This window comes from Providencia lanzhouensis (genome assembly GCF_050469745.1).
GTDB lineage: Bacteria > Pseudomonadota > Gammaproteobacteria > Enterobacterales > Enterobacteriaceae > Providencia > Providencia lanzhouensis.
The window spans coordinates 1,524,403-1,545,473 of the sequence record NZ_CP174123.1 but is presented as its reverse complement, the minus strand read 5'-3'; the positions used below and the strand labels follow the sequence as shown (position 1 = coordinate 1,545,473).

Sequence of the window (21,071 nt, the reverse complement as noted above, 5' to 3'; positions counted from 1 at the left end):
ATTCTTGGGACTGAGCGCTTTGATTGGCTGACTCAATCTCAGCGCTAGCCACTCAAAATTTTTCACTTATTTATTTATCGGAAAATTGGCGCAAATGTTTAGCGCAAACTTTGATTTATTGCGACACTTTAAAAGATATCGTTTAAGTCGATGTTATAAGCTTGAATAGCCCGTGACGCCGAGGTATTCGCCACACTGCCCGAACCACGAATCTGGTTAATTAACGTGATCAGTTTGTCTGAATATCCGGGGTCAGTCGCATATCCCGCTTTATGAAGTCGACGTGCGGCAATTTCAGGGGTTGCGGCGTGTTTAACGTCTTTATAGCGAGGATTTTCCGTTAACAGACTGATATAGTCGGAAATCGCCTCTTCATAGGAGCCATAAACACGAAAATCATCGCGCATTTTGATAGTTTTGCCGTTGATCACTTCCGTGGTCATAATATTCGTGACCGGTCCTTGCCAATTTTTACCCGCTTTAATACCGAATAAGTTATGGCTGGTTTTGCCTTCCGCCGTCAAAATTTCGCGTTTTCCCCAACCGCTTTCTAATGCCGCTTGCGCCAGAATTAAGAAATGAGAAATACCGCTTTTTTCACTGGCATTTTTAGCAGGCTCAATCAGTTGATTGATAAAATTGCTGCTATTGAGTGATAAGGATTTGATTTGCTTAAATGGCGATGCCAGTGCATCCCCCATGGCAGGAGCGAATCGTCGTACCATTTGCTCTAAAGCAAACGGCGGTAACGATTGTAGATCCTGCTCATTGAGTGGCATAAAAGCGCCTTGTGCAGGTGAACTTGGCGATTGGTCACGGGTCAGTTGCTGATACATCATTTCCCCAAAACCAAGCCCTTTTTGGGCAAGATCTTGGGCAATTTGCTGGTCGTACATACTGGTCATCATGCGCGTTTGGTCACTGGAAAACATGCCATCCTGCGGTAATGCTGAACGCATACTCTTGAGCATCATTTCCACAAATGTCGCTTCCAGTTGCTGCGTCACTTGACGCAGCCCTTGTTCTGGCGATTTGTTTAATTCGCCTTTTAAACTGGTGAGCGACTGGACATCATACGCAGCCCCTTGTAATAACTGCATATCGCTCATTAGATGATCTCCAATTTCGCACGTAAGCAGCCAGCACTTTCCATCGCTTGCAGAATAGACATCAAGTCTGTTGGCGTTGCCCCTAACGTATTGAGCGCTTGGATAACTTGGTTAAGCTGAACGCTTGCATTCACTTTCTGTAGCGCCCCACCTTGCTCTTTCACGCCAATATTTGTGTTACGAGTGACCACCGTTTGTCCACCAGCAAATGGCGTATTCGGTTGGTTAACTTGGGTTTGACGGTCAACCGTAACAGCTAAGCTACCGTGCGCGACCGCGCAACTGTCTAAGGTAACACTGCGGTTGATCACCACAGAGCCGGTGCGTGAATTCAGGATAACTTTGGCTTCTGCCATCGGTGTGCGCACGTTCAGCTCTTGAACTCGTGATAAAAAGCGGACTTGGTCTGTATTATTTGCAGGAACGAGTAATTGAACAGTTCGTGAATCTAATGCGCGTGCTGAACCCATTCCACCCAGACGGTTAATCGCATCTGAAATGTCTTGCGCTAATGCGAAACTGTCTTCGTTAAGTTGCAGGTTGATAGCACCACTTTGCCCAAAGCTACTGGCCAGTTCACGCTCAATCGTTGCACCATCCGTAATACGCCCACCATTAAGCTGATTGACTTTTACACTGCTTCCACCCGCGCTAGCCCCTGCGCCGCCCACTAAAACGTTACCTTGCGCCATCGCGTAAATTTGCCCATCAACCCCTTTTAATGGGGTCATCAGCAAGGTTCCACCACGTAAGCTTTTTGCGTTACCCATTGAGGAAACAACAACATCCACCGATTGACCAGAGCGACCAAATGGCGGCATTTTCGCCGTGACCATAACTGCGGCAACGTTTTTCAGCTGCATGTTGGTGCCTGGTGGAACGGTAATGCCCATTTGGGACAACATGTTATTTAAGCTTTGAGTGGTAAAGGGCGTTTGCATGGTTTGGTCACCCGTTCCATCCAATCCAACCACTAAACCATAACCAATTAATGGGTTATCTCTCACCCCTTGTACTGTGGTGAGATCTTTAATTCGTTCGCTGTAGGCAGGAGCAACAAATAGGCTCCCGAAAAGGCAAACAAATGAAATGAGAACGAATAATTTGTTTTTCATTGATTTTTCTCGGCTATTAGCTGACGGATATTCACTTAGTAAGGGGATACATTTAAGAAGAAACGCTGTAACCACCCCATTGTTTGGGATTCGTTAATATAGCCATCACCAACGTATTCAATCCGAGCATCAGCCACTTGCGTGGAACTTACATTGTTATCTGCGCCAATCGTGCGCGGGTTCACCACGCCGGAGAAACGAATAGATTCCGTTCCCTGATTAATCGCAATGCGTTTTTCACCCACGACATGCAAATTGCCATTTGCTAATAACTGGTCAACGGTCACTGTAATTGTGCCTTTAAAGGTATTGTTGGCATTTGCACCACCTTTACCGTTAAAATCGCTGTTTCCCTTCACATCAATTTCTGTGTTGCTACCGCCTAACCAACCTTGCATAAATCCAGGCAGAATCGCTGCCAAAAATCCGGTTTTTCCGCTACGGTTTGCATTTGCCGACGAGTTTTTACTCGCACTCACGTTCTCTTGTAGGTTGATCGTTAAGATGTCGCCAACGTTACGTGGTCTTCTGTCTTCAAATAGCGGCTGGTAGCCGTAGTAAGCAGGTTGAGCACTTTGAAAAATAGCACCGTTAGGAGCGGGTGCTGTGGGTGCAGTCGGTACTGCACTGGTTTGTGTGTCCACCAGCGGGCGTGGCTTAATATGTGCACAGCCATTTAATGTGACCGCCACTGCCGCAACCAAACAGACGGATTTTATGGTCTGTAACACTGTTTTTTTCCGCTTAGGAACAATACCGTTTTCAATCATCATGCGACTCTTTTGCTACTGGATACCTTTGTCATCACGAAAGGCAGTTCACAATGTTATTCATGAACTGCCATCCTTACTTACAGCTGTGTCAGACGTTGCAGCATTTGGTCTGATGCAGAAACTGCCTTGCTGTTAATTTCGTATGCGCGTTGAGTTTGGATCATGTTCACCAACTCTTCGGCAACGTTAACGTTTGAGGTTTCTAACATGCCTTGATACAGCAACCCTGCGCCATTAGTACCCGGAGCACTCTCATTCGGTGCACCTGAACTTGCGGTTTCCATATACAGGTTTTCACCCATGCTTTCTAAGCCAGCATCGTTAATAAAGGTGGTTAACGTGATTTGACCGATTTGCTGTGGTTGGTTATCCCCATACACGGTGACAGAAACCGTACCATCACGGGCAATACTCAAGCTGTTGGCGTTTTCTGGGATCATGATCGCCGGAACCACTTGATAACCGCTCGATGTCACTAACTGACCATCTTGGTTACGCTGCAAAGCACCATCACGGGTGTAAGCATCAGTACCATCTGGCATTTGAACGTGTAAAAAGCCTTGACCTTTGATAGCGATATCCGTGGTCGTGCCAGTTTTGTTTAAGTTACCTTGGCTATGAATACGTACGGTCGCCACTGGGCGCGCGCCTGTACCCATTTGTAAACCTGATGGTAATGAAGTTTGTTCTGAACTCATCGCACCCGGTTGACGGATGTTTTGGTACAGTAAATCTTCAAATACCGCACGTTGGCGTTTAAAGCCATTAGTGCTGACGTTTGCCAAGTTGTTGGAAATCACGTCAAGGTTAGTTTGTTGAGCATCAAGCCCTGTTTTTGCAATCCATAAAGAGCGGATCATAGTCATTCCTTACTAACATTTGCCGACTAGCGGCTAGCTGTTAGTGATTAACTGATAGTAAGTAGTTGATTGGCACGCTGCGCATTTTCGTCTGCGCTGTGGATCACTTTCATTTGCATTTCAAAATGACGAGCATTGGCAATCATGGAGACCATGGCTTCAGCGGCATTGACGTTACTTCCTTCAATCACGCCAGAAGTCACGATAGCACGCTCGCTCATGGGTAATCCTTCGCCATTCGCTGCTTGTGCCTGAGGAGATAAATGGAATAATCCATCTTCGCCACGAACTAAGTCTTGCGGCTGCGCTTCAACCACTTTGAGGCGGCCAATCTGTCCCAACATGGTTGGTGGATCGGTTGCCAGCAAAGCCGTAATGGTGCCATCGTTACCAATGGTTAATTCCGCGTTAGGTGGCACGTTGATAGCCCCGCCATCCCCTTGCAACACACGCTCACCAATCATTAATTCACCGTCTGGCGAAATTTGGATGTTACCGTTGCGGGTATACGCCTCCGTGCCATCGCCTAAAGCGACTGCCAAAAAGTGTTTATCATTCAACGCAACATCCATCGGTCTACCGGTATAGTTCAGTTGACCTTGGCTCATATCCGCACCCGGTGTTGATGCAACAACTAGCGTACGCGTCTGCTCGGTATCACCGTGAATAGGCACCGCGCGCATCGCTGACAGTTGAGCTTTAAAGCCCGCTGTTGAAACGTTCGCAATGTTATTCGAAACAATACTTTGGTTTTCAAGCGCATGACGCGCCCCGCCCATTGCGGTATAAATGACATGATCCATCGCCAGCCTCTAGGATTAACGTAAGTTAACCAGTGTTTGTAACATCTGGTCTTGGGTCTTAATGGTTTGGGCATTGGACTGATAGTTACGCTGCATTACGATCATGCTGATCAGTTCTTGGCTCATATCCACGTTGGACGATTCCAGCGCACCACTGGTCAACTTACCGAATTGACCTACACCCGGAACGCCATCCATTGGGTTACCAGAAGCATTTGATGCCGCCCAAACGTTACCACCTTGGGAAACCAAACCGTTCGGGTTAGCAAATGCGGATAACGCAATTTGACCCACAACACGTTTTTGTTGGTTGGAGTAGTTAGCAACAATCAGACCGTTATCTTCGATTTTGAAGGTGGTGTATTCACCGGCTGGGTAGCCGTTCACATCGATAGCACTGACTGAAGATTCGCTCACTTTTTGTTGACGAGTTTTACCCAAATCGACTTGTAGAGTACCATCATTCGCACCATTTAAGCCTTTGAATGGGAAAGCAAACGTTGTTGGTAATTGAACCGTAGTATCTGGGTCACCAGGGTTTGGACCTTTGACTACTTTTTCAGTCATTAGCTTACCGTTACCGTCAAATTCTAGCTCCCCCAGCTTTTCAGCTTTGGTTTCACTAGAATCTTTAGCGTATGCACTCCATTTGTTATCTGCATCCTTCACAAAATAAACAGAAATTTCATGAGTGTTACCTTGGCTGTCATAAGCTGTCATGGTCGTGCTGAAGTTATATGTCGCGATATCATCAGGCTTGTTTGGATCAAAAGGCTTATCTTTAACTTTATCTTCTGAGTTCAGGTTGATGGTTAACTTAGCTAAATCAGATTGCTTCGCATCCATCATATCCGTTGGGATATTCATTCCAGCCGGAACACCGCCGCTTTGCACAGTGATGTTACCTTTCTCATCCACGCTTGCCGGATACCCAGTCACTACCATGCCTTGGTTGTTGACTAAGTTACCGCTTTTATCACGCAAGAATTGACCGTCACGGCTGTAATAAACATCACCGTTTTGGTCTTGAACGCGGAAAAACCCGTTACCGGAAATCGCAACGTCGGTTGCTCTATCAGTACGGGTAATTGGACCATCTTTGAAGTTTTGAGTGACCGCTGCGACGTTCACACCTAGCCCAACACCGGAGCCGGCAAACATATCGGCAAACGAGGTTGTTGCCCCTTTAAAACCGTTAGTTGCGGAGTTGGCAATATTGTTACCAATCGAGTCTAGCCCCGCTGATGCTGCATTTAAGCCACTGACTGCTTGTGAAAAAGACATATTTTCTCCATGAATATTTGGGGAATAAAAGTTTGGGGAATAAAATTAAGATGCGGGATACACTTTAAAGATGCTGCTTAGTGGCACACTTTGCCCTATTCCAACATCCAGTAATGGTGCATCTGAGCCAGGTGTGACACCATTGACACGGGTATAACCGAGTTTGGTGACCTCAATTTCAGACCCCATCCTGACGGCTTTCACATCAAAGAAATATTTCCCTTTCGGATCGGCAACCACATTGCCGTTGTTATCGCGACCATCCCATGCCATATCGTAAATATCGGGTTTCACTTCTGAGTCATAGGTGATAGTGCGGATTACGGTGCGGTTTTTGTCTCGAATGGTAATTTCAACGCTATCGGCCATCTTCGGTAGGAAGAAGCCAAATGGCGATGAAATGTAATCAGTTTGCGGCTCTTCAGTACCTTCTCCGCCTTCATTACCCTCTGTTGCGCCAAAATTACTGAGCCCAAAATTAGATGGGCTATTCGCGCTAATCACATCGTCAGGTAATGGGTTCGCTGGCTTAGCTACATTGCTATTTTCGCCACTACTCTCTTTTTTCAGTGGTGCCAGCACAATTTCATTGCGCGGGATAAGCACCCCTTTGCCCACGAGTTGCGTTGCCTGTAATGACTGCCCAGACCCTATCTGTTGCGAAATCCCTGTCACACTATCACTGAGCTTATTCATGCTCTCAAGTGTAGCGATTTGAGCTAGTTGCCCCGTTAAATCCGCGTTATCCATTGGTTTGGTCGGGTCTTGGTTTTTCATCTGCGTGACAATCATGGTTAAAAATGTGTCACGCATATCATCACTTTGACTTTTCTTTGGAATGTTACTGGCTGCAGCTGCTGGCCCAGCAACTGTGTTATCCAAAGAATCATTCATTGATGCAGAAATTCCCATTGCGCGCCTCCGTTACTGACCTAGCGTTAAGGTTTTCTGTAGCAATGTTTTTGCGGTATTCATGACTTCTAAGTTGGCTTGATAGCTGCGCGATGCAGAGATGGTGTTGATCATTTCACCTACGGTATCGACGTTAGGCATCTTCACGTAGCCTTTTTCATCTGCAAGAGGATGACCGGGCTTGTATTCCATACGCGGAGGAGCAGGATCTTCGATTAATTCACTCACACGAACGCCACCGACTTGATTGCGACCTTGTGGCGCCATTTGAAAAACTACTTGCTTCGCACGGTACGGTTCACCATCAGGACCCACCACACTTTCTGCGTTCGCCATGTTACTCGCGCTAACGTTTAGACGCTGAGATTGCGCGGTTAATGCAGAAGAGGAGATATCAAAAATACTGAGTAGACCCATAACCCTTACCCTTGTTGTAGAACGGCCAACATACTTTTGACTTGGCTATTGATGAATGTAAGATCGGCTTGATATTTCAATGTGTTATCAGCAAATTGGCTGCGCTCAACATCCATATCAACCGTATTTCCATCCATTGAAGTTTGATAAGGCACACGATATTTCAGATCCAATGCAGCAGGCTTCATATCATGTCCTTCAATATGCCCTTTGGCTGTCACTGCTAGTGAAATACCCTTTCCTTTCACCACGCCTTTATCCATCGCTTGTTGTAATTGACGATTAAAATCAATATCACGCGCTTGATAACCAGGGGTATCCGCATTGGCAATGTTAGAAGCCAAAACAGTCTGTCTTGCTTCTCTTATGGACAAAGCCCGTTGCTGAAAAGCAAAGGTGGCATCTAATTTATCAATCATGGTTTCCTCAATGGATTTCAGTTAATTCCTAATCGATTTAGACGGAAATTAAGAATTTTTTAATTGCAGTTTTTATAAATGCAAAGTTTGAATATAGAAATTCGATGCTCATATTAGCTGGCAGATAAAAAATCTAATGGCGAGATAAAGGCAAAATAATTGACCTATTTGCCTCATTCATTATTGACGATGTAGGTAAACTTCAAGGGTGAAAAGGTATGGGATGAAAAAGGAAATGGGATGATGAAAACTGTTTTTTCAATTAAATATATTTTAATTATCAGTATATTAAATCTATTTTCTTTTTCTGCGCAAGCATCTCTCCCACAAGATATTGACCAGTATTTCCGTAAAATTCATGGAAAGCAAAATAGCGTTTCAATTGAAATAAAAACCCCAATTGATAAATGGCCAAATTGTGATAAGCCGCAAATTGGCTTACCAAGTGGGGGTCGTAATATGGGAAATATCTCACTTCCTGTGCAATGCGATAAGAAAAAACAGTATTTACAGCTAACGGTGAATGTCACCGGGCAATATTATGTTGCCACCCGTAATATTCAACGGGGAGAAACCATTGAATTTGTGGATATTGGCACCAAAAGAGGGCTTATTCACCAATTGCCATCTGGGGCATCTACCGACAAGATGGCGCTGCGTGGCACGTTAGCCCTTCGCAATATTACCGCAGGGCAGACGTTTACTAGCTCAATGGTTAGGCGCCCTTGGGCTATTAAGGCGGGTCAAACCGTGTATGTATTTGCTACTGGCAATAACTTTTCCGTTAAATATGAAGGTCGAGCCATTAATAATGCCGCCATGGGTGAAAATATTCGAGTTCGACTTATCAATGGGCAAGTGGTTAATGGTGAAGCTCAAGAAAATGGCAGTGTTCAAGTAGCGCTTAACTAACTTAATTTAAAATTAAATCATCAAGTTATAGCGTGATAATTTTCTGTTTTTGAAGTGAATTACAGGTATAATTTTTGCAATTCGTCTGAAGTAGTTAAACATGCAGTTAATTATCAGAATTTATATCGCGATTTAAGTGAAATTACCTATCTCATTGGTAATTTGAAAGCTAACCGAATATTAAAGGTTCATTAATATCTGCCGATAACCTTCTATATCAAAAATATCGGGAACAGGAAAAATACTATGGCTATTGAGCAAACATCTGCAATCTCTGCCTTGACTCAGGTAACCACTCGCGATCCACAAGAAACCGCAGCGCTGGTTCGTGAGAAAAAAGTCTCCGCAAATGAAGCCGTTAAAGAAAGCTCTTTTGCACCGAGTGAGTTACAAAAGAAATTACTTCAACCTCAAGCTTCTGATATTGATGTCGCTAAAGTTGAAAAAATCAAACAAGCCATCAAAGACGGTACGTTAACCATGGATGCAGGTAAAATCGCTGATGGTATTTTACGTGATGCCCATGAATGCATGCTTTCTATGAAATAAACTGAACGACTATGAACGACGAATTATTACTACTATTAGAACAGCAGCTTGGTCATTTGCAATCACTGGAAATTGTGATGAAGAATGAAGAGTTATTATTGGGTTACCATCGTGTGCCACCTTCTCCATTTCAGGAAACGACGGAGCAAAAACGTTTTTTAGTTGCCGCTATCAGTCATGGTGAGAACCACCGTTTACAACTGGAAGAGCAAGCAAAAATCGTTGCACCTTATGAAGGTAACCCAGTGCTCAACCATACTTGGAATACGATTAAAGACCTAACGACCCAACTAAAAGATTTAAATTATCGTAATCACCAAATGCTTCAACTGCATATTGAGCTGAATGCACAACGTCTAAATTTTGTGAAAAAGCATAATAATCAGTCAACTTACGGTGCCGATGGCTTAGAATCTAAACGCCCTGCGTTAGGAAAGAAAATTTCAATTTAGATTTCTGACTAAACCTGTTTTCCTCGCCCCCATTTTTATCTGGTTAAATGATCAGAGTCTTTTGGTTTATTAAATTTAGTCTTTTGGTTTATTAAATTTAGCCTTTTGGTCGATTAGATTTCACCTTTTTTGCTTCTATTCTCGCCTTAATACGTTTCACAACATCTCCATCTGTAACCCCGATTTTTTCTAGTCCTTTAGCAAATTCCAATAATTCCTTCAATGTGTCTGCCATGTTCTTTACACCATGATTATGTATAAGGTATCGATGCACATTAATGATTAATATCTAGCATTTTTGGGCTCATGTTAGTGAGACTTGATGCTGTTCGCAGCGTTCGGTTTAAAGTCTGCAAAGACCTTAACTGTGCTTTTGTATAAAACTAATGCACGAAAAAATAGGCAGTGAGTGAGGAGTTATGACACTCATCTCACTACACTGCCTATTGTGATACTTATTTGCGTTTCGTTAACTTGAAATCAATCGACTGTTTATGACCCACTGATCATCGATGTCATTCTAATCTTACGGTGATCTGTCATTTCTAAATTGGACATCACCACTAATTGCGGCAAACTACGACGCAGGAAGCGAGATAAAATCAGCCTCAGGGCATGATTCACTAACAATACGGTTGGCGCCCCCATCGCTTCTTGATGCCCCACTGCTTCTTCAGCTTGAGTTTGAATAAACTGGGCTAAGTTTGGCTCTAAGCCACCGCCATTCTTTGCGGCTTGTAGCAGGATTTGCTCTAACTTCGCATCCAACCCAATCACTTGGATCTCTTCAGCGCTACCAAACCATTGCTGGGTAATGGCTCGTCCTAAAGCAATACGTACCTGAGAGGTAAGGTAATCAGTGTCTTTTTGTTCACCATTTTCACCTGCCATTTCAGCCAGCGTTTCAATAATGGTGCGCATGTCACGGATCACCACATCTTCCATGAGTAGGTTTTGTAAAACGCGGTGCAAGATGGTCAGTGAAATGGTGTCAGGGATCAAATCATCCGCCAGTTTTGGCATTTCTTTTTTCACTCGGTCATACAACATTTGGGCTTCTTGGCGACCGAACAGAGTGCTCGAGTATTGCAGTAAAATCTGGTTAAAGTGCGTTGCTACCGCGGTACTTGCAGAAACGACGGTATAACCTTGGATTTGTGCTTGTTCACGTAAATCGTCATCGATCCATATTGCAGGTAGACCAAACGCAGGTTCTTTAGTCATATCTCCTTGTAAAGTTCCCGCCGCATTACCCGGATCAATCGCTAAGTTACGTCCAGGTTGAGCTTCTCCGCGCCCCACCTCAGCCCCTTTGATAAGAATGCGATATTCACATGGGGATAACTCTAAGTTGTCGCAAATATGTACCACCGGAGGTAAGTATCCGACTTCCTGAGCAAATTTCTTACGTAACCCACGAAGTCGACCCAATAGCTCCCCTTGTTGATCGTTATCAACCAACGGAATTAAGCGATAACCGACTTCCATTGCCAGTAAATCTTCTAACTGCACATCATCCCATGTTGCTTCGACCACTTTATTGGCTTCTTGGAAATGTTGCGCTTGGCTATCATCCATCACTTTTTCTGGGTTACGTGAGCGTTTTACCAGATACCAGCCTAATGCAGCCAATGCCGCAGTAAACAGTAGGAAAACAAAGTTAGGCATCCCTGGAATAAGACCAATCAACCCTAACACCCCAGCACTGAGCCACATCACGCGCGGATTATTGAACAGTTGAGTGACCATCTGCTCACCGACATCTTCATCGGTTGCAACGCGAGTGACGATAACCCCCGCTGCCGTTGAAATGATCAATGCTGGAATTTGGGCAACTAGACCGTCACCAATGGTTAATAAGGTATAAACGCTCGTTGCATCACCGAGGGTCATATGGTGCTGACCCACACCAACAATCAGACCACCGATGACGTTTATCACCATGATCATAATTCCGGCGACAGCATCACCACGGACGAATTTACTCGCACCGTCCATTGAGCCGTAAAAATCGGCTTCTTGAGTGACTTCTGCTCGGCGTTTTTTCGCTTCATCATCATTAATGATACCGGCGTTTAAGTCGGCATCGATGGCCATTTGCTTACCGGGCATACCATCAAGCACAAAGCGAGCACCCACTTCGGCGATACGCCCCGCACCCTTGGTGATAACCATAAAGTTAATCAGAACCAAGATAATGAAAACAACGATACCAATGGCAAAGTTACCGCCAACCAGGAAGTGACCAAAAGCTTCGACAACACGCCCAGCAGCATCAGGTCCAGTATGACCATCCAGCAAAATAATACGCGTTGAAGCGATATTCAAAGATAGGCGCAATAAGGTTGCGAACAGCAAAATGGTGGGAAATGCGGCAAAATCCAATGTCCGTTTGGTGAACATCGCCACAAGCAGAACCATAATGGACAGAGCAATGTTAAAGGTGAACAACAAATCAAGCAAAAATGCCGGTAATGGTAAAACCATCATCGACAGAATCAGTAATATCAGCACGGGTCCAGCGAGGATTTGCCACTGAGTTCCTTGTAAGTTTTTCGGCAATTTTAAAAGTGCAGCCAAATTAGCCATCGCGATTGTTATCTCCAGCAAAATCCAGCGTCGGTGGCACTGGTAAATTCTTCGGTTTCTTTGGTTTCAGGCCACCTTCACGACGCCAACGGCGTAATTGGTAAACCCATGCTAAAACTTCTGCTACCGCTGCATACAGCGCAACAGGGATACTTTGTCCAATCTCCGCATGACGGTATAACGCACGCGCGAGCGGTGGAGCTTCAAGTTGTAAAATGCGGTGCTCTGCACCAATTTCTTTAATACGTTGAGCAATAACTCCTGCGCCTTTTGCCAAAACTTTCGGCGCCCCCATTTTTTTATCGTCATATTTTAGGGCGACAGCGTAGTGAGTCGGGTTAGTAACAATCACATCCGCACTGGGGACATCTGCCATCATTCGGTTACGCGCAATCGCTCGTTGTTGCTGACGAATTTTGGCTTTAATGTGCGGATCACCCTCTTGCTGCTTAAATTCGTCTTTAATTTCTTGGCGGCTCATCCGTAACTTTTTCAAGTGGGAACGAAATTGATAAAACACATCAAATGCCACCATCGGGATTAAGAGAAAGACAATTAAATAACCTGCAAAAATTACCTTCTCTAGTGCATTCGCTAATGCCGTTGTCGGTGGTTCCATTACCAAATGGAGTAGTGAAGGCCAACTTTGCCAGAGGAAAATGGATGCTCCTAACCCCACAAACAGTGATTTTAATATCGCCTTAAACAATTCAGATAAGGCATTCATAGAGAAAATTCGTTTTAATCCTTTGATTGGGTTTAATTTTTTCAAATCAAACTTAATCAATTTGCTATTAAATAACAGCCCACCCACCAGTGACGAAGCAGAGATCCCCACCAGCGCTAACCCCCCGATAATTGGGAGTAGAGCAAATAACGCCTCACTAACCACCCTCCCCAAATAACTGAGCATTAACCCTGTGTTTTGCAGGTAATGCCCGTCAAAGATAAATCCTTGGCGCATGATTTGTCGTAGCTGGTTTGCCAAATGCCCGCCACTTAACCACAGCAAACTGACTCCAGCCAACATCATCATGAGGGAGCTTAATTCTTTGGAGCGAACAATTTGCCCATCATCTTTCGCTTTCTGCTTTTTATGGGGCGTGGGTTCTTCTGTTTTTTCTACATCACTTTCGTCGGACACGTGACTTCCAAAAAATTAGCCTATACGCATAGTCGCTATAGCATGACAGAGTGTAAAAAAATCAATGGTGGAAAATAGACGTAGTTCGCAGGGGTTTTTTGGCTATTGAGCAATATGGCAACAACTTTGCGAAGCGCTTCGCAAAGAGGCAAATGAAAGGTAACAAGAGAAAAAGTCAAAAAGGATGACCTAAAAAATCACTTCCTATAATACCCGTGCTGTAAAATGGGGTATATTGACAGTATCAATATAAAACACTCTATTTATAGCAGGTGATATTCGTTATGGCTTTGATCCCTAAAAACTATGCTCGCTTAGAAAGTGGCTACCGTGAAAAAGCACTCAAGATTTATCCATGGATATGTGGACGCTGCACACGGGAATTCGTTTATTCGAATCTAAGAGAATTAACTGTTCATCATATCGATCATGATCATACCAATAACCCTGAAGATGGCAGTAACTGGGAATTATTGTGTCTCTTCTGCCATGACCATGAGCACTCTAAGTATACAGAAGCCGACCAGTACGGAACGAATGTGGTTGCGGGTGAAGATGCACAAAAAGATGTGGGTGAAGCCACTTATAACCCGTTTGCAGATTTAAAAGCTATGTTGAATAAAAAGAAATAACTTTATCTCTGTTTTGTTTGCGCAGGTTTGAAAAGCTATTCAAGCCTGCGTTAATGCCCTATTAATATCCTCTTTTACGGCCCCAACATTTCTCGGCACGCTATCCAGTCATTCGTCAGCAATTGCAACTTATTCATGACCTAACAACACGCCTTATCATTCCATTATTTGATACACGTCATCTACAAGCCGCCCTACCGATTCGACTTAACCCGATTGTTGATATTGAAGGACAGCCCTATGTACTTATGACTCATTTGATGTCAGCTATCTCTAAGTCCATGCTAGGAAAAGAGATTATTTGCATTGGGTACTAAAGAGATAAAATCAAAAACGCGATCTACTGGTCGATGGGTTTTGATGAAAAATTGCTAATAAAATAATGATGCACAACTACCCTAAATAGTTTGAGCCATAGCAAGCAGGTAAACTCAGCCAATAACGCTATAGCTCAAAATATCTCGAAGGAGCGAATTAGAAACCTAATTCATCTAACAGATCATCCACCTGTGACTGTGATGCCATCACATTCACACCTTCTTTATTAATCTGAGGACCATTGAGCAGGCTTTCACTTTGAGTCTTCACTCGCATTTCTGGTGGTGTATTTTCCATCAGCAACGCTAGTAGCTGTTTCTCTGCTTCTTCAACCACTTCCATCATTTTTTTGACGACTTGCCCCGTTAAGTCTTGGAAGTCTTGCGCCATCATGATTTCTAATAGTTCAGCTTTCGTCACTTCGCTATCTTGGATAACTTGTCCCAAAAATGCTTGAGTGGAGCCGCGTAACGCTTCAGAGACTTCACCGGACGCCGCCTCTTCCCACTGTTGCTGCAACGCAACCGCATTTTTGTTCATTTCCACTTGCAGCGGCTTGATAACATCAATGCCGTTGAGTGTTTTTTCTGCCGCTTGGGCTGTCATTTGCGCAATATAACGCAGGCGGTCTTTACCGTCTGGAATACTTGCTACTGCCTGCTGAACGCTTTTCTCTAAACCCAACTCACGCATACTTTCACGTAAGGTTCGCATCAGAGTTCCAATACGTGTAATGACGTGTTTTAGATCTTCGTTGCCAGTGCCATTACGACTGCCATTCATTGCTACTTGTTCAATCATCACTGTCTCCTTTACCGCCCGCGATTATTGCAGCCCCATTTTTTCAAACACTTTATTTAATTTTTCTTCGAGGATAGCTGCGGTAAACGGTTTCACAACATAGCCGCTCGCACCAGCTTGTGCTGCCGCAATAATATTTTCTTTTTTCGCTTCTGCGGTCACCATTAAGACAGGGATATGTTTAAGTGCATCATCACCACGAATGGTTTTGAGTAACTCTAAACCATCCATATTTGGCATATTCCAGTCAGCAACAACAAAATCAATATTCCCAGCACGGATTTTTTCGAGGGCATCAACGCCATCTTCCGCTTCTTCAATTTTGTTAAAACCAAGTTCTTTTAATAAGTTACGGACGATGCGACGCATAGTAGAAAAGTCATCGACAACCAGAAAGCTCAGATCTTTAGCGGCCATAACCACTCCTTCAAAAATACAATGATAAATAAACTGTCACCACTAAACGGTGACAGTAGAAAGTTTTGTTAATACGCTTGGGGCAATTTTCAGTAGATCCAGCACTTCATCTGCGGCATTCATTTCGATTGCAGCACGCGGCATACCAAATACGACGCAACTACTTTCGTTTTGAGCATAAGTGAAAGCCCCTTGTTGACGTAGGTTGAGTAAGCCCTTGGCGCCATCCATTCCCATTCCGGTCAGCAAAATACCAATACATTTACGTCCGACATGCTTAGCGACTGAGTCAAATAGCACATCGACGGAAGGACGATGGCGGTTAACCGGCTCGCTCTGTTCCAACACCACTTGATAACCTTTGCCTTTATCGGCAATCAACATGTGTGAATCACCCGGCGCAATATAGGCGCAGCCTTTTTGCAAAATCTCATTGTGCTCCGCCTCTTTAACTGTAAGTGCACACAGTTTATTTAAGCGTTCAGCAAAAGAGCGAGTGAAGCCTGCTGGCATATGCTGAGTGATCACCACTGGCGGGCATTCTCTTGGCAGCATCTCTAAAAATTGGCGGATAGCTTCTGTTCCACCAGTTGAGGCTCCCACGGCTATCACACGGTTGTTGCACACGTATGGCGTCAGCGGTTTAGCGAGAGTTGTCGGCTCAGCAACTTTTTTCTCTGTACGAGCAAAACGGTTACGCTGCGACATTTTAGACATTGCCGCTGCGCGAATTTTTTCACCGATCATATCGCGATAACTCATCATGGTTTCGCGAATACCAATCTGTGGTTTTGTCACAAAATCTACAGCGCCCAGTTCTAAAGCCTTTAATGTCACTTCAGAGCCTTTAGAGGTTAATGTGGAGACCATAACGACCGGAATTGGATGCAGCCGCATCAATTTCTCTAAAAAATCAATACCATCCATTCTCGGCATTTCAACATCGAGGGTGATAACATCTGGCTCCAGTTGCTTAATTAAGTCCCGAGCAACATACGGATCTGGCGCTGTGTCGACCACTTCCATATCAGTGTGACTGTTGATAATTTCACGCATTAATTGGCGCATGAGTGCAGAGTCATCGACGCACAATACTTTTATTTTTTTCATTGTCCTCTCCTCGCCGACGCTAAGCTGTAGACGGTCTGCCCATTGATCACAAACTGTTTTGTCAGTTGCGAAATATTTTCAGAGTGACCAATAAACAATAAGCCATCCGGCTTGAGCAGTGGCGCAAAGCGCTCTAGCAGTTTTATCTGCATTTCCTTGTCAAAATAAATCATGACGTTGCGGCAAAAAATCGCATCGAAGCGATGTTGTAATTGCCAATCGCCTTCCGTCAGGTTTAAGTAACGAAACTCAATCATGTTGCTAAGTGCGGGTTTTACGCGAGCAAACCCTTCGTACTCACCCACCCCTTTCATGAAGTAGCGCTGCCGTTGCAGTGCTGTCAGGGCTTTGGGTTCTTCGATTCGATAGATCCCTTGTTTCGCTTTCTCTAATACTTCCGTGTCAATATCACTGGCAACGACCTTGGCATTGACAGCGTTGGCTCCCAGAACATCGCTCACTGTCATGGCGATAGAATAAGGTTCTTCCCCTGTCGAAGAAGCCGAACACCAAATATTGATATTGCTATTTCGACGGCTTTTTAAAAAATCTGTCAATGTCGCAAAGTGGTGAGGCTCTCGAAAGAATGCCGTTAAGTTTGTGGTCAGTGCGTTGATAAATGCTTGCCATTCCGTATTCAACGGTTCACGCTCTAACATCCGTAAGTAATCAGAAAAATTGTCGATATTACAGTCACGTAAGCGCTTTAATAAGCGGTTATAGACCATATTTTTCTTATTCATCGTAAGGACTATTCCAGACTTTTTATGAATAAATCGACAAACCCGACCAAACTCGTCATCAGTCAAAGGTTCTATCTGTGGTACTAATAGCATCGTACTTGTCGTCCTATTCAATAAAAACCGGCGAGGCAGCCGAAAGTGGCTGCCTAACTATCATCGTCTAACTTATGCGTTGTCTAACTAACCGCCTCTCCCTAGTTCAAGTTATCTAGATTGAGAGTTCATTATTCACGCTATCGCATGAATACCCATTACCGTCTAACTCGGGTCGACTGTTCTGGTAATTCGAAAAATTCCACAGTCTCGACCAAATTATTGGCTTGGTCTTCAAGTGCTGCTGTCGCACTGGTTGATTGCTCTACTAATGCGGCGTTTTGTTGTGTAACAGAATCCATTTGGGTCACTGCAATCGCGACTTGCTCAATACCTCGGCTCTGTTCATTCGATGCAGACGCAATATTGCCCATTAATTCAGTTACCTGGTTAACAGCGGCAACCAATTCATTCATGGTTTGACCTGCTTCATTCACCAACTGAGAGCCCTGGTTCACGCGTCCAACTGACTCGTCAATCAAGCCTTTAATTTCTTTCGCCGCTTCAGCGCTTCGTTGCGCTAATGCGCGAACTTCACCTGCAACTACCGAGAACCCACGACCTTGTTCACCCGCACGCGCCGCTTCTACTGCAGCATTTAATGCAAGGATGTTGGTCTGGAAAGCGATGCCATCAATGACACTGATGATGGCGCTAATTTTCTGAGAGCTATTAGAAATGGCAGTCATCGTGTCAATCACACCTTCCGTGATTTCACCGCCTTTTGTCGCTGTGCGCGATGCACTCACTGCAAGTTCGCTAGCTTGACGCGCATTATCGGCGTTTTGTTTCACTGTCGCAGTTAACTCTTCCATACTCGCTGCCGTCTCTTCTAACGAGGCGGCCTGCTGTTCTGTTCTTGATGATAAATTATTATTCCCTAAAGCAATCTCACGAATACCCGTATACATTTGGTCTGTATTAGAGCGAATAGAGGTGACAGTTTTTGCCAATGATTGCTGCATGACTTTTAATTTTTCGAATACATCACCGATTTCATCACGGAAATTAATTTCAATATTCTGATTTAGTTTTCCTTCCGCAACGTGCATAAAGTGTTCACTCATGCTGTTTAATGGTGAAATGACTTTACGTTTTAACCACAGATGCACAACGGCAATCACACCGAAAATAATGACAATGACGGTAAAGAATGAAACCCATGCAAATTGGTTATAAAATCTTGCATCCGCAATAGAATCATTACTTTCATCATTTAAAACAGAGAGATAATTATTAATAACACTGATTAATTCATCTTGGTTTTGTTGTGCAGGCAGATTGATATAAGCCGCAACATCGTTGTTATCAAGATTGCCTTTCAATGCGTTTAACGTGACGACAAAGGCATTAAATTTCTCTTCCAATGCCGCTAAGTTTTCTTTTTCGCTTAGCACTGGCTGAGTTTTGAATTCGTTATACGATTTGTTAGCTGAAATTAAGTAGTTATCGAAAACAACGCGGGTTTCTTCGATTAATGGAACGTGGTCGCCTACTTTCATCAGTAAGGCAATTTGAGTCAGGCTATTACGTGCCTGCATTAAGTTTTTGCTGGTCTCTTCCAGTAATGCGCGTTTTTTAGAACCCATATCGATTCTTTCTAGCGCGTTTAATTCGCTGTTAACGATGCCAACAGAAACGCCGCTTGAGGTTAACTGCATGCCACAAAATAAAATCAGGAGTAAGTATAAGCTCACTGAAATTCGGATATTCTTTCCTAACATATTTAATCCCCTACTTATGCCAGCCAAAAATTTGGCCCTTTTTTAATTATCGAGCTTAAACATATAAAAGCGCTGCGAGAGAAACTCTCACAGCGCTCGAACAGATTTACCCTTAAAAGGTTTCCCAGTTATCGTCATCTTTATGATTTTTCGATGCGATTTTGGATAAATCTGGTGTTTTAACAATATTAGATACTGTTCTTGGTGCAGGTTGTGCGTTGCGTACTTTTGCTTGATCCATTGCAGGTAAACGGAAAATGGAGATCAACTGGGAAAGCTTAGCGACTTGCTCTTCCAGTACATTTGCAGCAACAGCGGATTGCTCAACGAGTGAGGCGTTTTGCTGAGTTACTTTGTCCATCTCTTCCACGGCAATACTCACTTGAGCAATACCTTTGCTCTGCTCATCAGACGCGGTTGCGATGTGCGTCATGATGTCAGTAACACGTGTGACTGAGTCGACAATTTTTGTCATTGTTTCACCAGCATCTTCTGCTTGGCGAGCCCCTACGTCTGTTCTAGAAACAGAGTCTTCAATCAAGCCTTTGATCTCTTTTGCTGCATCTGCGCTGCGTTGAGCAAGGCTACGAACTTCATCGGCAACCACAGCAAATCCACGGCCATGCTCACCAGCACGCGCCGCTTCAACCGCAGCATTCAATGCGAGGATATTGGTTTGGAAAGCAATACTGTCGATAACAGCGGTAATGTCAGAGATTTTTTGCGAGCTATCAGCAATGTTGCGCATGGTATGAACCACGTTAGACACCACTTTGCCGCCTTCTTTTGCAATAACAGAAGCTTGGCTTGCAAACTCGCTAGCTTGATGAGCATATTCAGTGTTTTGCTTAACGGTTGCTGTCAGCTCACTCATGCTAGCAGACGTTTCTTCTAAGCAAGCCACTTGCTGCTCGGTACGTGAAGATAAATCATTGTTACCCGCTGCGATTTCAGTGGTTCCCTGATAGATAGTTTCACTACCATCCAGTACACCACGAACCGTATTGATCAGCTCTTGTTGCATGTGCTGAGCACCACGCGCTAACTCACCAATTTCATTGTTCGCTGAGGTATCAATTTTTGGCGTTAAATCCCCTGAAGCGAACACTTTAATGCGCTCGATCAGCGTATTTAATGGCTCAGTGATCCCTTTACGCACATAGCGATAGCTAATCACGCTGATCACTGCTAACAGTACGGATAAGATAACCAGCAAATACAGTGATTGGCGGTAATTGGATTCTGCATTCACGACTTCATTTTCAAAATCTGAAGAAATTTCAGCAAAATAGAGGCCAAATTGCTCTTCAAATTTGGCTTGTAACCCTGACGTTCTATGCGCATAGAAGCCGTTTAAATCCCCCTTCTCTGCATATTCCGACAGTTTGGTTAATGCAACACGATAATCCTCATAGGATTTTAGTAAGTTATCAAATAACCCCTTATCCACATCTGCGTTTGCCATCAACTTTCTGTAGCTGTCATACGCTTCATCGGCAGCTTTAAATTTACCTTTTGCTGAAGCAATAAGATCCGCAGCAGAGGCATCATCTTTAATGCTTAACTCTTCTAATAAATACGCGTTAATGGCGCGGTTTAAGTCAGAACGAGCTTGCAATAGATTGACCCAGCTTTGAGTCAGAACGAGTCTTTGGCGTTGGAGAGAATTCAAATAATTAATACTGTCGCTGTTATCGCCGAGTTTGGTAAACATCAAACCACTTGATACCAGCTGCAATAAAATAAATACAAAAATAACGGACAAAAGTCCTGATACGATTTTAATTCGACTGTACATGGTGTTTTACTAACATAGTGTTGTTGTAGTTTGGATATCGGACAGTTGCTCAAAAACTTTAGTCATTCACTTACCATTTTTGAGCAAATTATCAGCG

At 43.9% G+C, this 21,071-nt stretch carries 23 protein-coding genes; 5 read left to right on the top strand and 18 right to left on the bottom strand.

What is annotated here, in order from left to right:
* Positions 1-128: 128 nt before the first annotated feature.
* The 9 genes from flgJ to flgB form a co-directional block, all read right to left on the bottom strand.
* Entirely contained in the window at positions 129-1,109 is a 981-nt protein-coding gene (gene flgJ / locus ACIH2S_RS07070; protein WP_036951441.1) for a flagellar assembly peptidoglycan hydrolase FlgJ, read from the bottom strand.
* Entirely contained in the window at positions 1,109-2,224 is a 1,116-nt protein-coding gene (locus ACIH2S_RS07065) for a flagellar basal body P-ring protein FlgI (RefSeq protein ID WP_036951445.1), read from the bottom strand. The genes flgJ and ACIH2S_RS07065 overlap by 1 nt, the downstream gene beginning before the upstream one ends.
* Before the next feature lie 35 nt (positions 2,225-2,259).
* Positions 2,260-2,994 (bottom strand): flagellar basal body L-ring protein FlgH, encoded by a 735-nt coding sequence (locus ACIH2S_RS07060; protein ID WP_036951448.1) that lies wholly within the window; start codon positions 2,992-2,994, stop codon positions 2,260-2,262.
* Positions 2,995-3,074: 80 nt separating this feature from the next.
* Positions 3,075-3,857, bottom strand: a complete 783-nt coding sequence (gene flgG, locus ACIH2S_RS07055; protein ID WP_006657513.1) for a flagellar basal-body rod protein FlgG — start codon at positions 3,855-3,857, stop codon at positions 3,075-3,077.
* Between the two features lie 47 nt (positions 3,858-3,904).
* A complete protein-coding gene (locus ACIH2S_RS07050) occupies positions 3,905-4,660 on the bottom strand; it encodes a flagellar basal body rod protein FlgF (protein ID WP_036951450.1) in 756 nt (251 codons plus the stop codon).
* A gap of 15 nt (positions 4,661-4,675) precedes the next feature.
* Complete coding sequence (gene flgE / locus ACIH2S_RS07045) at positions 4,676-5,944, bottom strand: flagellar hook protein FlgE (RefSeq protein WP_036951452.1); 1,269 nt, start codon at positions 5,942-5,944, stop codon at positions 4,676-4,678.
* Positions 5,945-5,989: 45 nt separating this feature from the next.
* Positions 5,990-6,856 carry a flagellar hook assembly protein FlgD gene (locus ACIH2S_RS07040; RefSeq protein ID WP_036951454.1) on the bottom strand — a complete coding sequence of 289 codons (867 nt, stop codon included), beginning with the start codon at positions 6,854-6,856 and terminating at the stop codon, positions 5,990-5,992.
* Positions 6,857-6,868: 12 nt separating this feature from the next.
* A complete protein-coding gene (gene flgC / locus ACIH2S_RS07035; RefSeq protein WP_036951457.1) occupies positions 6,869-7,273 on the bottom strand; it encodes a flagellar basal body rod protein FlgC in 405 nt (134 codons plus the stop codon).
* A gap of 5 nt (positions 7,274-7,278) precedes the next feature.
* The gene (flgB, locus tag ACIH2S_RS07030) at positions 7,279-7,692 is read right to left on the bottom strand and encodes a flagellar basal body rod protein FlgB (protein ID WP_006657508.1); all 414 of its coding nucleotides are present in this window, start codon (positions 7,690-7,692) and stop codon (positions 7,279-7,281) included.
* A 240-nt stretch (positions 7,693-7,932) separates the two neighbouring features.
* Between flgB and flgA the strand changes: the two genes are divergently transcribed.
* The 3 genes from flgA to ACIH2S_RS07015 all read left to right on the top strand — a co-directional run bounded on the left by flgA (position 7,933) and on the right by ACIH2S_RS07015 (position 9,605).
* Positions 7,933-8,604 carry a flagellar basal body P-ring formation chaperone FlgA gene (flgA, locus tag ACIH2S_RS07025; protein ID WP_036951461.1) on the top strand — a complete coding sequence of 224 codons (672 nt, stop codon included), beginning with the start codon at positions 7,933-7,935 and terminating at the stop codon, positions 8,602-8,604.
* Positions 8,605-8,850: 246 nt separating this feature from the next.
* A complete protein-coding gene (gene flgM, locus ACIH2S_RS07020; RefSeq protein ID WP_036951464.1) occupies positions 8,851-9,153 on the top strand; it encodes a flagellar biosynthesis anti-sigma factor FlgM in 303 nt (100 codons plus the stop codon).
* An 11-nt stretch (positions 9,154-9,164) separates the two neighbouring features.
* The gene (locus tag ACIH2S_RS07015) at positions 9,165-9,605 is read left to right on the top strand and encodes a flagella synthesis protein FlgN (RefSeq protein ID WP_036951468.1); all 441 of its coding nucleotides are present in this window, start codon (positions 9,165-9,167) and stop codon (positions 9,603-9,605) included.
* A gap of 97 nt (positions 9,606-9,702) precedes the next feature.
* Here ACIH2S_RS07015 and ACIH2S_RS07010 read toward each other — a convergent pair whose 3' ends face one another.
* From ACIH2S_RS07010 to flhB, 3 genes are all read right to left on the bottom strand, one after another.
* Positions 9,703-9,840 (bottom strand): hypothetical protein, encoded by a 138-nt coding sequence (locus ACIH2S_RS07010; protein ID WP_154600296.1) that lies wholly within the window; start codon positions 9,838-9,840, stop codon positions 9,703-9,705.
* A 257-nt stretch (positions 9,841-10,097) separates the two neighbouring features.
* Positions 10,098-12,194 (bottom strand): flagellar biosynthesis protein FlhA, encoded by a 2,097-nt coding sequence (gene flhA / locus ACIH2S_RS07005; RefSeq protein WP_036951472.1) that lies wholly within the window; start codon positions 12,192-12,194, stop codon positions 10,098-10,100.
* The gene (gene flhB, locus ACIH2S_RS07000; protein WP_036951475.1) at positions 12,187-13,338 is read right to left on the bottom strand and encodes a flagellar biosynthesis protein FlhB; all 1,152 of its coding nucleotides are present in this window, start codon (positions 13,336-13,338) and stop codon (positions 12,187-12,189) included. The genes flhA and flhB overlap by 8 nt, the downstream gene beginning before the upstream one ends.
* Before the next feature lie 284 nt (positions 13,339-13,622).
* Here flhB and yajD point away from each other — a divergent pair, with 284 nt between their 5' ends.
* Both yajD and ACIH2S_RS06990 read left to right on the top strand, forming a co-directional pair.
* Complete coding sequence (gene yajD / locus ACIH2S_RS06995) at positions 13,623-13,970, top strand: HNH nuclease YajD (protein ID WP_006657500.1); 348 nt, start codon at positions 13,623-13,625, stop codon at positions 13,968-13,970.
* A gap of 122 nt (positions 13,971-14,092) precedes the next feature.
* The gene (locus ACIH2S_RS06990; RefSeq protein ID WP_430248344.1) at positions 14,093-14,287 is read left to right on the top strand and encodes a CcdB family protein; all 195 of its coding nucleotides are present in this window, start codon (positions 14,093-14,095) and stop codon (positions 14,285-14,287) included.
* A 157-nt stretch (positions 14,288-14,444) separates the two neighbouring features.
* Here ACIH2S_RS06990 and ACIH2S_RS06985 read toward each other — a convergent pair whose 3' ends face one another.
* The 6 genes from ACIH2S_RS06985 to ACIH2S_RS06960 form a co-directional block, all read right to left on the bottom strand.
* Positions 14,445-15,089, bottom strand: coding sequence for a protein phosphatase CheZ (locus ACIH2S_RS06985; RefSeq protein ID WP_036951478.1), 645 nt, complete (start codon positions 15,087-15,089; stop codon positions 14,445-14,447).
* A 24-nt stretch (positions 15,090-15,113) separates the two neighbouring features.
* A complete protein-coding gene (gene cheY, locus ACIH2S_RS06980) occupies positions 15,114-15,506 on the bottom strand; it encodes a chemotaxis response regulator CheY (protein ID WP_036951481.1) in 393 nt (130 codons plus the stop codon).
* A 42-nt stretch (positions 15,507-15,548) separates the two neighbouring features.
* A complete protein-coding gene (locus ACIH2S_RS06975) occupies positions 15,549-16,616 on the bottom strand; it encodes a protein-glutamate methylesterase/protein-glutamine glutaminase (protein ID WP_036951484.1) in 1,068 nt (355 codons plus the stop codon).
* The gene (locus ACIH2S_RS06970; RefSeq protein WP_430248342.1) at positions 16,613-17,452 is read right to left on the bottom strand and encodes a CheR family methyltransferase; all 840 of its coding nucleotides are present in this window, start codon (positions 17,450-17,452) and stop codon (positions 16,613-16,615) included. Before ACIH2S_RS06970 ends, ACIH2S_RS06975 begins: the two co-directional genes overlap by 4 nt.
* Positions 17,453-17,610: 158 nt before the next feature.
* Positions 17,611-19,176 carry a methyl-accepting chemotaxis protein gene (locus ACIH2S_RS06965; protein WP_108479571.1) on the bottom strand — a complete coding sequence of 522 codons (1,566 nt, stop codon included), beginning with the start codon at positions 19,174-19,176 and terminating at the stop codon, positions 17,611-17,613.
* 112 nt (positions 19,177-19,288) lie between these two features.
* Complete coding sequence (locus ACIH2S_RS06960) at positions 19,289-20,974, bottom strand: methyl-accepting chemotaxis protein (protein WP_036951493.1); 1,686 nt, start codon at positions 20,972-20,974, stop codon at positions 19,289-19,291.
* Between the last annotated feature and the right edge of the window lie 97 nt (positions 20,975-21,071).

What these genes read in the sequence shown, in the direction of transcription:
- ACIH2S_RS06970 (WP_430248342.1), bottom strand. Translation starts at nt 17,452, where the DNA reads ATGCTATTAGTACCACAGATAGAACCTTTGACTGATGACGAGTTTGGT.
- flgJ (WP_036951441.1), bottom strand. Translation starts at nt 1,109, where the DNA reads ATGAGCGATATGCAGTTATTACAAGGGGCTGCGTATGATGTCCAGTCG.
- ACIH2S_RS07010 (WP_154600296.1), bottom strand. Translation starts at nt 9,840, where the DNA reads ATGGCAGACACATTGAAGGAATTATTGGAATTTGCTAAAGGACTAGAA.
- flgG (WP_006657513.1), bottom strand. Translation starts at nt 3,857, where the DNA reads ATGATCCGCTCTTTATGGATTGCAAAAACAGGGCTTGATGCTCAACAA.
- yajD (WP_006657500.1), top strand. Translation starts at nt 13,623, where the DNA reads ATGGCTTTGATCCCTAAAAACTATGCTCGCTTAGAAAGTGGCTACCGT.
- ACIH2S_RS06960 (WP_036951493.1), bottom strand. Translation starts at nt 20,974, where the DNA reads ATGTACAGTCGAATTAAAATCGTATCAGGACTTTTGTCCGTTATTTTT.
- ACIH2S_RS06965 (WP_108479571.1), bottom strand. Translation starts at nt 19,176, where the DNA reads ATGTTAGGAAAGAATATCCGAATTTCAGTGAGCTTATACTTACTCCTG.
- flgC (WP_036951457.1), bottom strand. Translation starts at nt 7,273, where the DNA reads ATGGGTCTACTCAGTATTTTTGATATCTCCTCTTCTGCATTAACCGCG.
- ACIH2S_RS07050 (WP_036951450.1), bottom strand. Translation starts at nt 4,660, where the DNA reads ATGGATCATGTCATTTATACCGCAATGGGCGGGGCGCGTCATGCGCTT.
- cheY (WP_036951481.1), bottom strand. Translation starts at nt 15,506, where the DNA reads ATGGCCGCTAAAGATCTGAGCTTTCTGGTTGTCGATGACTTTTCTACT.
- ACIH2S_RS07015 (WP_036951468.1), top strand. Translation starts at nt 9,165, where the DNA reads ATGAACGACGAATTATTACTACTATTAGAACAGCAGCTTGGTCATTTG.
- flgE (WP_036951452.1), bottom strand. Translation starts at nt 5,944, where the DNA reads ATGTCTTTTTCACAAGCAGTCAGTGGCTTAAATGCAGCATCAGCGGGG.
- flhA (WP_036951472.1), bottom strand. Translation starts at nt 12,194, where the DNA reads ATGGCTAATTTGGCTGCACTTTTAAAATTGCCGAAAAACTTACAAGGA.
- ACIH2S_RS06985 (WP_036951478.1), bottom strand. Translation starts at nt 15,089, where the DNA reads ATGATTGAACAAGTAGCAATGAATGGCAGTCGTAATGGCACTGGCAAC.
- ACIH2S_RS07065 (WP_036951445.1), bottom strand. Translation starts at nt 2,224, where the DNA reads ATGAAAAACAAATTATTCGTTCTCATTTCATTTGTTTGCCTTTTCGGG.
- flgM (WP_036951464.1), top strand. Translation starts at nt 8,851, where the DNA reads ATGGCTATTGAGCAAACATCTGCAATCTCTGCCTTGACTCAGGTAACC.
- ACIH2S_RS07040 (WP_036951454.1), bottom strand. Translation starts at nt 6,856, where the DNA reads ATGGGAATTTCTGCATCAATGAATGATTCTTTGGATAACACAGTTGCT.
- flgA (WP_036951461.1), top strand. Translation starts at nt 7,933, where the DNA reads ATGATGAAAACTGTTTTTTCAATTAAATATATTTTAATTATCAGTATA.
- flgB (WP_006657508.1), bottom strand. Translation starts at nt 7,692, where the DNA reads ATGATTGATAAATTAGATGCCACCTTTGCTTTTCAGCAACGGGCTTTG.
- ACIH2S_RS06975 (WP_036951484.1), bottom strand. Translation starts at nt 16,616, where the DNA reads ATGAAAAAAATAAAAGTATTGTGCGTCGATGACTCTGCACTCATGCGC.
- ACIH2S_RS07060 (WP_036951448.1), bottom strand. Translation starts at nt 2,994, where the DNA reads ATGATTGAAAACGGTATTGTTCCTAAGCGGAAAAAAACAGTGTTACAG.